Genomic DNA, 13,767 nt, shown 5'->3' with positions numbered 1-13,767 from the left:
TGTTCCCCTACTGCTTATTGCGGGCCGCGTGCAGCAGACCCGATTCCACCCCATTGTGAAGACTTTCGTCCCGGTATTCCCCGCCGGGTTAGCTTCTTATTCACAGAGTTATCCACCGACCCTGTGGATATACCGTAGCGATTGGTGCATGGTGGATGCCAGGCCTGGGGATAACTTCGGTTGTCACGCTAACGAATAGACGGCGTTCGGAACAAATTCTCGCGAGATTTCAATTCGAAAACCGGCGGCGCGTCATGGTCAGGCTTAGTACTCAAACTGTGGATAATCAACATTTTCGCCTCCCCGGTTTGACCTTGCTGCCCGGAGGCCATAGTTTTAATCAGTTGACTTCAGCCGTTTTGGCTGCCCAAAAAGCTTTATGGCTTCGTGAGTGCTGACTCGTATCTGTATCGATTTCAAATCCCATATTGATTTGAAACCTCGTATTGATTTGAAACCCAGTGCCAGCCTGTAAAGAGATCAGACACCGAAAGACACGATATGAGCAAGCGAACTTTTCAGCCGAACAATCGCCGACGCGCCAAGGTGCACGGCTTCCGTCTTCGTATGCGCACTCGCGCCGGCCGCGCCATCCTGGCGAACCGTCGTCGCAAGGGCCGCACCGAACTCTCCGCGTAGCATCCGCAACGGTGCTCGCCAAGGGTAACCGCGTCACACGGGGAGCTGACTATCGCGCCGTCGTGCGTCGGGGTGCCAAGTCTTCATCGCAGCATCTCGTCACGTATGCGCAACGAGTTGCCGGATCATCGACCGTGCGGTTCGGTTTCATCGTTGGGAAGACGGTGGGCATCGCCAATCGCCGCAATCTGGTGCGCAGGCGACTGAAAGCTTTGAGCGCTCAGCTATTGCCGACACTTGTGCCGGGCACAGACGTCGTGATCAGAGCACTTCCAGGTGCGGCGGAAGTATCTTGGGCTACCCTGCAAGAAGAAGTTTTCCGGACTGTTGGCAAGGTAGGGACCCGATGAATAGGGCCGTGGCAAGTGTCGTCTTGCTGCCACGCAACGTGGTGGTGCTTGTTCTCCGCGCCTACCGTGCCGTGATCTCACCGTTGTATGGGGACGTCTGCCGGTACTACCCCTCCTGTTCTGCATACGCTCTGGGGGCGATTCAGGAACACGGTGTCGTGATCGGGGTCGTTCTGGGCGTGCGACGAATCATTCGATGCCACCCCTGGGCATCCGGAGGCATCGATGATGTTCCGCTGAAGAAGAAACGTCGCTACCACACAACCCAGTTCGGGTTTGTGGTCGCCAATGGCCAAGGAAAGGGCTAACCAACCGCAATGGACTTCATCGGAACGATACTCTGGCCCATTAAATGGGCTGTCGAGCTCATCCTGGTGGCCTGGCATTGGCTGCTGACGTCAGTCGGCATGGATCCTGCGGGCGGCTTGACCTGGGTACTGGCCATCGTCGGTCTTACCATCGTCGTGCGTGCCGCACTGATCCCGATCTTCGTACGCCAGATCAAAAACCAGCGGCGGATGTTGGAGGTGGCGCCGCAACTCAAAAAGATTCAGGACAAGTACAAGGGCAAGAAAGACCAGCTCTCTCGCGAGGCGATGTCTCGAGAGACCATGGCGCTGTACAAGGAAACCGGGACGAACCCACTGAGTTCCTGCCTCCCGTTGCTGTTGCAGATGCCGATCTTCTTCAGCCTGTTCCAGGTTCTGGACAATGCCCAGAAGGGGCAATCCGGCGTCGGGCCACTCAACGCAACCCTGAGTAATCAGTTGGAACACGCGAATCTCTTCGGTTTCGCTCCACTGAACATGAGCTTCCAAGGGGCGATGAACCATAACCCGCAGTTGACCGGCGTCATGGTGGTTGCCGCGATCATGGTGGCGCTGATGACCGCGTCGCAGTTCTTCACACAACTACAGATTGTCTCCAAGAACATGTCGCCGGAGACGAAGGCCTCTCCGCAGTTCAAGCAGCAGCGAATCTTGCTCTACCTCCTCCCCTTCGTCTTCCTGTTTTCAGGCTTCGCATTCCCGCTCGGAGTGATGTTCTACTGGCTGACCTCGAACATCTGGACCATGGTCCAGCAGTTCATTGTGATCCGAAACATGCCGACACCGGGTAGCGATGCGGCGAAGGCGCGCGAGGCGCGTTTGGCGCGCAAGGGAAAGCTGCTGTCTCCGGAGGGGGACGTCATCCTCAGTATCGAGGAGCAGCCGAAAAAGTCCACGCAGCGCGAACAGCCAATGGGCAAGAGTCGGGCCAAGAAGCAGACCGGGAAGAAGTAGTGAGCATGACCGACGTTCCGTACGGCGATATTCAAGACGGCGATATTCAAGACAGCGACCTTCAACACAGCGACCTTCAAGACAGCGACGTTCAACACAGCGACGCACGGGTGACGCCGGCCACCACGGGAGAAACCCCTGTGCTGCACTCGAGCGCGGGTCACTCCCCCGCACACAGAGACGTTCCGACCACCGCGCAGCTCGAAGAAGAGGGTGACATCGCCGCAGACTACATCGAGGAGTTCCTCGACATCTGCGACCTGGACGGTGACATTGACATTGATGCGCGGAACGGTCGCGCATACCTTGCTGTGACCGCCGGTGAAAACGCCAACCTGAGGGTGTTATCGAAGCCCGACGTTGTCAGTGCGCTCCAGGAACTCACCCGCTTGGCCGTGCAAAACAAGACCGGCGCCTTCTCGCGGATGATCCTTGATATCGGCGGCTCCAGAGATGCCCGTGCTGCGGAACTTGCAGTGCTGGTCGACCACGCCATTGTGAAGCTCGATGAAGGCGCTACGCAGGCTGCATTGCCGGCAATGTCCTCATACGAGCGCAAACTGGTGCATGACATAGTGTCGGAGCGCGGGTACACATCCGTTTCCCACGGCGAGGGAGCCGAGCGCCACACCGTCATCACCGCTGCCTAGTTTCACGTGAAACATGTCGTCATCGATCGAGTGTGAACAGGAGCCTGCCGTCGCGGCGCAGCTCTTCGGGGATCGGATCGACCTGGCCCGCAGCTTCACTTCGGCTCTCTGCGCACAGGGAGAGGAGCGCGGTCTCATCGGTCCGCTCGAGCCTGCGCGGTTATGGACTCGTCATATTCTGAATTCAGTCATCGTCGCACCGTTGCTATCCGCCGGACGAGTGGGTGATGTCGGCAGCGGAGCAGGATTACCCGGACTTGTTCTCGCGATTGCACGCCCCGATGTCGAACTGGTTTTGATCGAACCGATGGAACGCCGTGTGGCATGGCTGCGTGAACAAGCCGCTTCCCTTGGGCTCGCGAATGTGACGGTGATCCGTGATCGCGCGGAGGACGTGCGGTTTGCCACACCGCTTGACCAGGTCACGGCGAGAGCCGTCAGCGCATTTCGCAAGCTCATCCCCCTCACGGCTCCGCTGGTGAAGAGCGGTGGCGAGCTTGTTCTCATGAAGGGCGCTGGGGCATCCGCCGAAATCGATGCTGCCAAAAAAGAGATCAAGAAACACCACCTGAGCAATGTCGAAATCATCGTTCTCGGCGACGGTGTGCTTGACGAGGTCACCCGGGTCATCCGGGCTACAGTGGACTGAGCGCCGGGGAGACAGCGCCTCCTCGTGCCGTCAAGATCGGTCGATCCAACTCGAACGTGAGGTGGAATCAGTCAGAACGCGAAAGCGGAGCGGCGCATTCACAACAGGGGAAGCAAACCGGCCAGCGCGTGCCGACGGAGAGAGTGGCAAGGTTTCACGTGAAACATCCTGACAGAAATGGCTCGACAGCCAATTCGTCATCCGCGTTCGATGCTTCGACCCCTCTCGCGCGGGAACTCGCCGACATGAACCACCGTCGGCAGGTCTTGGATGGATCCCCCCTCCCCCTGCCGTCTCGCACACGGATCTTCACGGTTTCCAATCAAAAGGGTGGCGTAGGCAAGACCACGACCGTCGTGAATCTCTCGGCCGCCCTCGCCCGGTCGGGCGCGCATGTTCTTGTGATCGACCTGGACCCGCAGGGCAACGCCTCGACGGCACTCGCGATCGAGCACCGCGAAGGTACACCGAGCGTGTACGACGTGATCGTCAATGACGTCGACATGCACGACGTCGTGCAGGCAAGTCCGGAATTCGCCGGCTTGTTCTGCGCACCCGCCACCATCGATCTGGCCGGCGCAGAAATCGAGCTCGTCTCAATGGTCGCGCGCGAGCAGCGTCTGAGCCGTGCCCTCGCCGAATATCTCGCCGACGAGGGGCGCGACGTCGACTACGTTCTGATTGACTGTCCGCCCTCGCTCGGCCTACTGACAATCAACGCATTCGTCGCAGCCACCGAGGTGCTGATCCCGATCCAGTGCGAGTACTACGCATTGGAGGGGCTCGGTCAACTCCTCAAGAACATCAAGCTGATCGAGAAGCACCTCAACCCAACCCTGAAGGTCTCGACGATCTTGCTGACCATGTTCGATTCACGCACGAACCTCGCCCATCAGGTGGCGGATGAGGTGCGGGCACACTTCCCCAAGGAGGTGCTCGAAACGATCATTCCGCGTTCTGTGCGCATCTCGGAGGCGCCGAGCTATGGGCAGAGTGTCATCAGCTACGACGTGAGTTCGTCGGGCTCATTGTCTTATCTTGAAGCAGCGGCAGAAATAGCACGAAGAGGAGTACCCCGCTAATGGCTACCAAACGAACCGGTCTCGGGCGCGGCATCGGAGCACTTATTCCCACGGCGGACCCTAGTGCCCGGCCGGTGGATGTGTTCTTCCCTGACGCGCAAGCGCAGGAAGCTGATGCGGCGCGACTCGTGGCCGTGCCGGGCGCCCGCTTGGCGAACCTCTCCCCCTCGGACATCGTGCCGAACGCGCAGCAGCCGCGAACGGATTTCGACCAAGAGGCACTCGAGGAGCTGATGGCGAGCATCCGCGAGGTCGGTGTACTGCAGCCTGTCGTCGTGCGACCGATCGCGGGTTCGGCAACGCACTATGAACTGATCATGGGCGAACGTCGACTGCGCGCGACGAAGGCGCTGGGGCTGGACAGCATCCCGGCAGTCATCAAAGACACCGCAGACGAAGACATGCTGCGCGATGCGCTGCTGGAGAACCTCCACCGTTCTCAGTTGAATCCGCTCGAGGAGGCGTCAGCCTATCAGCAACTGCTCGCGGACTTCGGAATCACGCAGGAGGTTCTCGCCGGCCGGATCGGGCGGTCACGGCCACAGATCAGCAACACGCTGCGCCTGTTGAAATTGCCGGCGGGAGTGCAGCGCCGGGTCGCGGCCGGAGTGTTGAGCGCCGGGCACGCCCGAGCAATCCTCGCGGCCGGTGACGAGCTCGCGATGACACGCCTCGCCGACAAGATCATCAACGAAGACCTCTCGGTGCGCGCGGCAGAGGCGGCTGTCAGCGCGGTGCCGAAGCCGGTGCGATTGCGCCCGGCCGCAGGCCGCCGGCAAGGGCATCTCGACGAAATCGCAGTTCGTCTCGGAGATCGGCTCGACACCCGTGTGAAGATCAATCTGAGCACACGAAAAGGCCAGATCATCATTGATTTTGCGACCGTACAGGATCTCAATCGCATCCTTGACGAACTGGGCGAAAACCGCTACACCGCGTAGAGCGCCGCGGCCGCTCGTCGCGGTGCAGTCGATGCGCTCGTTCGGGTGCGCCCGGTTCAGCGGGCGTCGTCTCGAATCGCGAGAGCGGCAAGTTTCGCATAGACGGCGCCCTGCTCGAGCCCGGCGGCCCCGATCGCGAGGGGCACAAGCGACGTCTCGGTCAGCCCTGGCAGAACATTTGCTTCGAGAAACCAGGGGGTGCCGTCTGCGTCGACGATGAGGTCGACCCGTGATAGGTGTCGCAGACCGAGAGCGCGGTGCGCGGCAACGGCGGTCTCCGCGACGCTGGCCGCGACGGCATCCGATAGTCGTGCCGGAGTGTAGAACTCGGTCTCGCCCGCGTTGTAGCGCGCGTCGAAGCTGTAGAGACCGTCCAGCGGCACGATTTCGACGGCCGGCAGCGCCGTCGGACCATCGCCGAAGTCGAGCACAGTGATGGCGACTTCGGTGCCGACGACCTTGCGCTCGATCAGCGCGACGTCCGCATACGTGTAGGCGTCGACCATGGCGCGGGGTAGGTCGACCGCATCATCGACGATGGTCACACCCTGTGCCGATCCGCCCTGCGCGGGCTTGACGACGAGAGGAACGCCGAGGTGGGCGCGCAGAATGTCGAGCACGCTGGCCGCACCGAGCTCACGGAATGCCTCCGTTGGCAGAGTGACCGATGCCGGGGTTGCGATTCCGGCGCGGGCGACGATCGTCTTGGCCGTCGGCTTGGACCAGGTCGTGCGTGCGGCGTCCGATCGGGCACCGACGTACGGCACGCCGAGCGAGCTGAGCAGCGCGCGCAGTGCGCCGTCTTCGCCGCTGGCCCCATGCAGCGCCGGCCAGATCACATCGGGCGCAGCCTCCGTGAGTGTGCCCAGCAGTGTCGCGTCCGGTTCACGCACGGTGACGTGGTGCCCTTGAGCAACCAGTCCATCGGCTACGCGCCGCCCGGATCGCAGCGAGATATCACGCTCGTGCGAGATCCCACCGGCCAGGACCATAATCTTCAGAACATCGACTTCCGCGTCTGATAAATCAGTCATGATCAGCACTTTCTCTTGCAATTGCGTGCTCTAGCGCAGGTCTGTGGGAGTGTTGTATGCGCGGTCAGGTCGCACCGTCTGAAGGGACCCCGTGCCGGCGAAGGTCTCGAGCAAATCACGCTCGCCATTGATCACCGTTGCAAGCCGCCTGATACCGACCCGGATGCTGTCTGGAGTCGGATAGCAGAACGAGAGACGAATATTCTGCCTCCCATTGCCGTCAGCAAAGAACGCACTGCCGGGGGTGTATGCCACGAGTTCCTTCACGGCGCGAGGAAGCATCGCCTTGGAGTCGAGCCCCGCCGGCAGCGTGACCCAGACGTAGAAGCCGCCGTTCGGGTTGGTCCAACTCAATTCAGGCAAGTGCTCCTGCAGCGCGGAGAGCATCGCCTCCTTGCGTTCCCGGTACACCCCGCGGAATGTGTCGATCTGGCCGCGCCAGTCTGCGCCTGAGAGGTATTCCGAAATGACGAGTTGGGTGAACGAACTCGGGCTGAGCACCGCTGCTTCATTGGCGAGTATCAGCTTCTCACGGATGGCGTGCGGGGCAAGCGCCCAGCCCACCCGGAATCCCGGTGCGAGCGTCTTGGAGAATGTGCCGAGATAGACAACGCCATCCGCATCGATCGAGCGCAGCGCGTTCGGTGATTGCTGACCGAAATAGAGCAGGCCGTACGGATTGTCTTCGAGAACGAGGATGTCATTGGCACGGGCGATCTCGAGGATTTCAGGTCTGCGCTCGGCTGCGAGGGTCACGCCTGCAGGGTTGTGGAACGTCGGCACGGTGTACAGGAACTTGATCCGTTTGCCTGCCGCCTTCAGACGGGCGATGTGCTCGCGGAGAGCCTGCGGAATGAGACCGTGTTCATCCATCGCGACATGCTCGACTTCTGCCTGGTAAGACTTGAAGATCACCAGCGCGGTCACATAGCTCGGTCCCTCGGCCAATACTGTGTCGCCAGGGTCGATGAACAGTTTGGCGAACAATTCGAGCGCGTGTTGCGACCCTGTCGTGACGACAACGTCCTCCGCGCTCCCGGTGATGCCCTCCAACGCCATCACGTCGAGGATCTGCTCGCGCAACGCCGGCACGCCTTGGCCCGACCCGTACTGCAGCGCCACGGGGCCACGTTCCCGCATGACGCGATCCATGGCGCCGACGACCAGATCTTCGGGCAGCGCAGAAACGTACGGCATCCCCCCCGCCAACGAGACCACCTCGGGGCGGGATGCGACAGCGAACAGCGCTCGCACCTCGCTTGCGGCAAGTCCGCTGGTGCGCCTGGCATAGTGGTGATACCACGGGTCGAGATTGTTTGCCTTTTCGGTCACGTTTCTGTCCGTTCCTGACGTGACTTCAATCGTATGGGATGCCACCTGGCATGCTGCATCGCACGCTGCTCGGTCACCAGGTGATGCGTCCGGAGCGTATCAAAGCGAACATGCCCACCCCCGCCGCTGCGATCAGCGCGAAAACCAGGCCGAGACCGGGGTTCCCCGCGGTGAATTGCAGCGCCGAGCACGCGGCGAACAACAGGGCGGATGCCGCGAACAGCACCTGTGGAACCAGCTTCTTGCGCATGTCTACAACGTTAGTGTTTCACGTGGAACATTGCCCGTCGGTCGTCGAGCAGCGAGCGCCAGCGAGCGTATCGAGACCCGTATCGAGGCCTCGCTCGTGTGGGTGGTGGCTCTCGATACGCCTGCTCGCTGCGCTCGCGGGCTACTCGACCACCGGAATGGCCCCGCCCGAGGATACGAGCGGGGCCATTCGTGATGTGTTACGCCAGGAACGCGGCCAGGTCGGCCTCAAGCGCCGGCTTCGGCTTGGCGCCGATGACCGTCTTGACGACCTCACCCTTCTGGTACACCTTCATCGCCGGGATCGACGTGATCTGATACTTCGCAGCGGTCTGCGGGTTCTCGTCGACGTTGAGCTTGACGATGGTGAGCTTATCTGCGTTCTCGACTGCGATCTGGTCGAGGATCGGTCCGACGGCGCGACATGGTCCGCACCACTCGGCCCAGAAGTCGACCAGTACGGTGCCTTCCGAGTTCAGCACGTCCTCTTGGAACGTGGCGTCTGTGACGGACTTTGCGGCTGACATTGATTCTCCTTGTTTGAATTGCAGTGCTTGATGTAAACGCGAGGGACTAGTTCGCAATTGCGAGTTCGAGGTCACCGGCCTCTGGTGTCGCCTGGCCCTGTGGCAGGCCGGCGAGGTAGTGTTCGGCATCCAGTGCCGCTACGGTTCCGGATGCCGCAGCAGTGACGGCCTGACGGTATGTCGGGTCGATCACGTCACCAGCAGCGAAAACCCCAGTCAAGCTAGTTTTCGAGGTACGCCCCGCAACGGCGATGGTGCCATCTTTTGTGAGGTCAAGCTGACCGTGGATCAGGTGTGTGCGCGGATCGTTGCCGATGGCGATGAACAGACCCCCGAGCGAGAGTGCGCGCGTCGAACCATCGACCGTGTCACGTAGTGTCACCCCGGTGACCGCATCCTCACCGGTGATGCCGATCACCTCACTGTTCCAAACAAACTCGATCTTCTCATTCGCGAACGCACGATCCTGCATGATCTTCGACGCCCGCAATGAGTCTTTGCGGTGGATGACATACACCTTGGATGCGAATCGCGTGAGGAAGGTCGCTTCTTCCATCGCGGAGTCTCCCCCGCCGACGACGGCGATCTCCTTCTGTTTGAAGAAGAAACCGTCGCACGTGGCGCACCACGACACACCGTGCCCGGCCAAGCGCTCTTCGTCGTGGATGCCCAACTTGCGATATGCGGAACCGGTCGCCACGATAACGGACAGCGCGTCGTACGTGACGCCAGAGCCCAGCGTCACCGTCTTGATCGGGCCATCCAGGGACACTGAAACGACGTCATCGAGCACGATCTCGGCGCCGAATCGCTCCGCCTGAGCCTGCAGTTGCATCATCAGTTCAGGGCCTTGGATGCCGTCAGGGAAGCCCGGGAAGTTCTCCACGTCTGTCGTGTTCATCAACTCGCCGCCCGCTTCGACCGAACTGGCGATCACGAGCGGATTCAGGTTGGCACGTGCAGCATAAATCGCAGCGGTGTAGCCGGCTGGACCGGAACCGATGATGATGATTTGCCGCACTTTTTCTCCTCACAGATCGTGAGCCCATAGAACTCACATGCGTGTACAACACATCCTAGGCGGATGCTATTCCGAGCCGGGTGTGTGGTTGCGGGTCGAGTGGCGGCCGCGCTCGCGGCCGGGCCTGCGCCCGCGCAGCCGTCCCGCGAACGGAGCGAGCGCATCCGCCAGCTCGGGGGTGCGCACGAGGCGCAGAGTCAGGAGATAGACCAACAGCATCACGAACCCGATCAGCGCCATACTGAACGCGGCGGACACGACGCCGGACAGCGCGAAGCCGCCGTCGCGCGCGCCTCCGAGCGCATACAGCAGGAAGAGGCCCGCGGCCAGTGCCGGAATCAGTCCGAGCGTGTAGCGCGCCAGGCTGATCAGGATGCGACGCAGGTCGAGTCGCCCGAGTCGTCGACGGAGCAGGTACACAGCCACAACGGCCTGGACTGCCGTGGAAATGGTCATCGAGACGGCGATTCCGGCGGCCAGCAACGAGGTCGGCAGGAAGATGCCGCACAGCACAGCAGCTGCTGAGAACAACGCGGCCTGCACGACGGTGAAAAGGAACGGAGTACGTGTGTCGTTCAGTGCATAGAACGTGCGCTGGAACAGGAACACCAGGCTGAACGGCAGCAGTCCGATGACATACGCGATGATGACGTTGCCCATGTCGATCGTCTCGCGATAGTTCGCGCTGAAGAAACTCGCAAACGGATACGCGACGACAATAAGTACGGCAGAAGAGATGGCGATCAGCAGGCTGATCGTGCGCACGGAGGCGGAAAGGTCCGTCTTCAGGCCATCGAAACGTTGCGCGGAGGCATGCTCAGCCATCCGCGTGAAGTAGACGGTCGCGATTGAGACGGTGACGATCGAGTGCGGCAGCATGAAGATCAGCCAGGAGTTCGCAAGCACGGCAAGCGAGGCGTCCTTGTTGGTCGCCAACGACATCACGTTGGTGTCGACCAGGCCGGCCGCCTGGGTGACCAGCAGCATCCCGAACGTCCAGCCGGCGAGTTTGCCTGCTGTGCCCAGGCCGACGCCGCGCCAGTGGAAGTCCGGCCGGTAGCTCAAGCCGATGCGACGCCAGAAGAAGAACAGGATGAATGCCTGGCATGCCACGCCGAGCGTCGCCGTGCCGCCGAGAACGGCGATCATTTGAGGGGTCCAGGCATCGAATCCGCGTGTTCCGGCGCGATCGGCACCGAACATCACGATGAACAGCAGGATGCCGATGATGCTGACGATGTTGTTGACCAAGGGCGCCCAGGTGAAGGGGCCGAACGAGTTGCGCGCGTTCAGGATCTCACCGAGCACGGAATACAACCCGTAGAAGAAGATCTGCGGCAAACACCAGTATGCGAAACCGACGGCAAGTAGATATTGATTGTGACTGAAGTGAGACACGGAGATCGTGACCAGGAAAGGCGCGATCAGGGTCGCCGCGATCGTGGTCACGCCGAGGATGACGATGGCCACGGTCACCAGTTTGTTGATGTAACCCGACCCACCGTCCTTGTGCATCGCCGCGCGCACGATCTGCGGCACCAGAACAGCATTCAGCACACCGCCGGCGATGATGACATAAACGTTGTTCGGCAGTTGGTTGCCGGCCTGGAAGCTGTTGGCGGCCAGCCCGATCTGGCCGATCGCGTAGGTCAGCGCGATCACCTTGACGAAGCCGAGAATGCGCGAGGCGACCGTGCCTGAGGCCAGCAGCATGCTCGATCGGCCGATGCTAGCCATTCGGGTCCTCGTCGCCGGCGGCTTCGACGGCTGGGTTCGCTCGCTCCTTGCGTCGGCGCCGGATCGTGCGGAAGATTCCGAAACCGAACAACAGCACAGCGAGGATGCCGATGACGAGAGCGCCAAGACCCTCCCAATCGGCGTGAACGTCGACGCTCGCCGTTTGAGTGGCACCGACTTGCACGCCGGTAGGACTGAACAGTCCCATCGTGAGCTGGACTTTTCCGTTGCCGACCTGTGCCTTCACGGGAACGAGAAGCTTCGCGCTCCCGCCGGGTGGCACCGTTTTCGACGTGTCGTTGTCGATCTCGAGTCGTGCGTTGGACGGAGTGGTGCGTAGCACGATATTGACAGGCAGTGTGAACGCATTAGATACGGTGATCGGGATCAATGCCTCGTTGCTCAGTTGCGAGATGTTGCCCGGTGGCACGATCTGCACGGAGTCGAGGATCTTGCCGCTGGCCGTCAGACTCGCGGACACCGCGGCCGGCCAATTGTTCTGCGCGCTCAGCCAGTTCACTCCGAGAAGTGAAAGCAGCTGGTTGCGAGATGGTCCCGTGAGCTGGGTGGGATCGTCGAGCACGGTCGCGAAACCGGTGAGGCTGGCACCCTCCCCTGCCGCTCCGGATTCCCTGCTGATCAGGCCTGTGATCGCGGAGACCCGCGTGCTGCTCTCCGGAGTGTCCTTGACCGTGAGGTCAGGCTCGGTTGTCGAGGCGATCGCATCCGTCACGGAACTCGGAGTCACCCAGGGCATTGCGGACAGGGCGCCGAAGGTCTGGGAGAGAGTCTGCGATGAGACGGGTGCGGTGCGGTCGAGCGTTGCGAAGATCATCTGATCGGGCGCCTGCTCCGTGCCGATCATGGCCAGCTGCGCGTTCAGGCCCGCCATAGCGGTGCGCCATGCGGATTCGGTTGCCGCGGTCGCAGCCGCACGCAACGCATCGGACACGGCATCGTCCGCCACCAGTGCGCGACCTCCGGACACCGGCAACGCAGGGTTCGGGGTGTGCGACAGAGAGCCGGCGTTCGTGTTGCCGCCATCGAGGATTGTCGTCGTGAGCCCGTTCTTCGCGAACACAGGCAGGTCACTCGTGCGCACGCTGTTGTCCGGCGGCCAGGCAATGTCACTCAGTGTGTACGGCCAGGCCAGAAGCTCCGACATGCTGGGAAGGGCCGGCCCCGTCGTGGGCGTCGGGGTCGGGGTCGGTGTTGGGCTGAGCGTTGTCGGTGTGCTGTCCGGTGCCGTTGGCTGACCGGTCTCGCCGACGACGAGCGGCACCTTCTGGTTGTTCGGATCCATCGCGTACGTGAACGCGATCGGCTGGAGCAGATCAGTGACTCCGGCCTGTACCTGCCCTGCAACGTCTGCATCGCCGTATTGCAGTGGGAAGATGTCGTTGCGTGCCTGCTCGAGCTCGCGTAACCATGCTTGGGCAGATGCCGGCGCGGCCGTTCCCAAAACGCGGATCGACGCAATGATCATCGGGTCGATCCCGATTGCAGCGGCCGGCTGATCGAGCACACCGTTCAATTCGCGGCTCAGAACGCCGTTGGCCGCCGTATAAGTAGCCAGATCTGCCGCTGGAATCAGGCCGGCGGAGGTTGCGGGCGCTGTGATCGGCATGGCGACTGCCACGCCGCTCTGGTTGAACCCGGTTCCCGTGTTCCAGACGATGCTGCCCGCGCCGGAGGCGATCGCGGCATTGTTGATCGTCAGCGCCGCAGCCAAGCCGTAGACGCCTGTTGTCTGGCGTGCGATGCCGAGTTCAGCAGAGGCGACAGTCAGTGAGACCGTCGTCGAGGTGCCCGCTGCCAAAGCGGTCGTCGGCGTCGTGCCGATGGCTCGAGTTGAGGGCGCATCGTCCGCGTGCTTCAACCAGGCGTTCAGCTCGAAGCGCTCTGCGAACGCGGCTGTAGTCAACTGCAGCGCGATCGTTCCCGGATTCAGCGTCTCGGATCCGGTGTTCGTGACCACCACTGTTGCGGTCAGATTCTCGCCAGGGGTCAGCACTCCCGAATTGCCGCCGTAGACGGACACCGTCGCGCTCTGCTTACTTACAGCGTGCGGGACTGGGGCATACGACACAGCCATGGTCGGCAGCGCGATCATCATGGCCGCGATGAGCGCAAGCACGGCACGCAATGGCGTGTGCGGCGCGAAACGCGAATGCGGCACCCGCAGTTTGGAGATTATGCGCATACCTCGACGCACTGACCCTCCTCCGCCACCATGTCGGCAATTCTAGGGGGAGCCTCTGTGCACAACGGGC

The 13,767-nt window shown here is 61.7% G+C and carries 15 protein-coding genes; 8 read left to right on the top strand and 7 right to left on the bottom strand.

What is annotated here, in order from left to right:
- Nucleotides 1–501 precede the first annotated feature (501 nt).
- The 8 genes from rpmH (at nt 502) to QU604_RS22065 (ending at nt 5,594) form a co-directional block, all read left to right on the top strand.
- A complete protein-coding gene (rpmH, locus tag QU604_RS22100) occupies nt 502–639 on the top strand; it encodes a 50S ribosomal protein L34 (protein WP_026940492.1) in 138 nt (45 codons plus the stop codon).
- A gap of 11 nt (nt 640–650) precedes the next feature.
- On the top strand, nt 651–989 hold the full coding sequence (gene rnpA / locus QU604_RS22095) for a ribonuclease P protein component (RefSeq protein WP_308466753.1): 339 nt from the start codon (nt 651–653) through the stop codon (nt 987–989).
- Nucleotides 986–1,297 carry a membrane protein insertion efficiency factor YidD gene (gene yidD / locus QU604_RS22090; RefSeq protein ID WP_308466752.1) on the top strand — a complete coding sequence of 104 codons (312 nt, stop codon included), beginning with the start codon at nt 986–988 and terminating at the stop codon, nt 1,295–1,297. The genes rnpA and yidD overlap by 4 nt, the downstream gene beginning before the upstream one ends.
- A 9-nt stretch (nt 1,298–1,306) precedes the next feature.
- On the top strand, nt 1,307–2,272 hold the full coding sequence (gene yidC, locus QU604_RS22085; protein WP_308466751.1) for a membrane protein insertase YidC: 966 nt from the start codon (nt 1,307–1,309) through the stop codon (nt 2,270–2,272).
- A gap of 44 nt (nt 2,273–2,316) precedes the next feature.
- Nucleotides 2,317–2,922 (top strand): Jag family protein, encoded by a 606-nt coding sequence (locus QU604_RS22080; protein WP_409350046.1) that lies wholly within the window; start codon nt 2,317–2,319, stop codon nt 2,920–2,922.
- Between the two features lie 13 nt (nt 2,923–2,935).
- Nucleotides 2,936–3,571 (top strand): 16S rRNA (guanine(527)-N(7))-methyltransferase RsmG, encoded by a 636-nt coding sequence (gene rsmG / locus QU604_RS22075; RefSeq protein ID WP_308466750.1) that lies wholly within the window; start codon nt 2,936–2,938, stop codon nt 3,569–3,571.
- Nucleotides 3,572–3,816: 245 nt separating this feature from the next.
- Complete coding sequence (locus QU604_RS22070; protein WP_308468999.1) at nt 3,817–4,653, top strand: ParA family protein; 837 nt, start codon at nt 3,817–3,819, stop codon at nt 4,651–4,653.
- Nucleotides 4,653–5,594, top strand: a complete 942-nt coding sequence (locus QU604_RS22065; protein ID WP_308466749.1) for a ParB/RepB/Spo0J family partition protein — start codon at nt 4,653–4,655, stop codon at nt 5,592–5,594. Before QU604_RS22070 ends, QU604_RS22065 begins: the two co-directional genes overlap by 1 nt.
- A gap of 56 nt (nt 5,595–5,650) precedes the next feature.
- On the opposite strand, the gene QU604_RS22060 is transcribed toward QU604_RS22065, so the two are convergent.
- The 7 genes from QU604_RS22060 to QU604_RS22030 all read right to left on the bottom strand — a co-directional run bounded on the left by QU604_RS22060 (nt 5,651) and on the right by QU604_RS22030 (nt 13,697).
- On the bottom strand, nt 5,651–6,628 hold the full coding sequence (locus QU604_RS22060; RefSeq protein ID WP_308466748.1) for a D-alanine--D-alanine ligase family protein: 978 nt from the start codon (nt 6,626–6,628) through the stop codon (nt 5,651–5,653).
- Nucleotides 6,629–6,658: 30 nt separating this feature from the next.
- Complete coding sequence (locus QU604_RS22055; protein WP_308466747.1) at nt 6,659–7,960, bottom strand: aminotransferase-like domain-containing protein; 1,302 nt, start codon at nt 7,958–7,960, stop codon at nt 6,659–6,661.
- Nucleotides 7,961–8,033: 73 nt separating this feature from the next.
- The gene (locus tag QU604_RS22050; RefSeq protein ID WP_308466746.1) at nt 8,034–8,210 is read right to left on the bottom strand and encodes a hypothetical protein; all 177 of its coding nucleotides are present in this window, start codon (nt 8,208–8,210) and stop codon (nt 8,034–8,036) included.
- A 199-nt stretch (nt 8,211–8,409) separates the two neighbouring features.
- Complete coding sequence (gene trxA, locus QU604_RS22045; protein WP_308466745.1) at nt 8,410–8,736, bottom strand: thioredoxin; 327 nt, start codon at nt 8,734–8,736, stop codon at nt 8,410–8,412.
- Between the two features lie 46 nt (nt 8,737–8,782).
- Complete coding sequence (gene trxB, locus QU604_RS22040) at nt 8,783–9,757, bottom strand: thioredoxin-disulfide reductase (RefSeq protein ID WP_308466744.1); 975 nt, start codon at nt 9,755–9,757, stop codon at nt 8,783–8,785.
- Between the two features lie 66 nt (nt 9,758–9,823).
- Nucleotides 9,824–11,494 (bottom strand): murein biosynthesis integral membrane protein MurJ, encoded by a 1,671-nt coding sequence (gene murJ / locus QU604_RS22035; protein WP_308466743.1) that lies wholly within the window; start codon nt 11,492–11,494, stop codon nt 9,824–9,826.
- Nucleotides 11,487–13,697: a DUF6049 family protein gene (locus QU604_RS22030; protein ID WP_308466742.1), complete on the bottom strand. Its 2,211-nt coding sequence runs from the start codon at nt 13,695–13,697 to the stop codon at nt 11,487–11,489. The genes murJ and QU604_RS22030 overlap by 8 nt, the downstream gene beginning before the upstream one ends.
- Nucleotides 13,698–13,767: the final 70 nt, after the last annotated feature.

The organism is Rathayibacter sp. SW19 (genome assembly GCF_030866825.1).
Lineage (GTDB): Bacteria > Actinomycetota > Actinomycetes > Actinomycetales > Microbacteriaceae > Rathayibacter_A > Rathayibacter_A soli.
The sequence above is the reverse complement of the archived record's forward strand: the minus strand, read 5'-3'. Positions and strand labels throughout refer to the sequence as shown.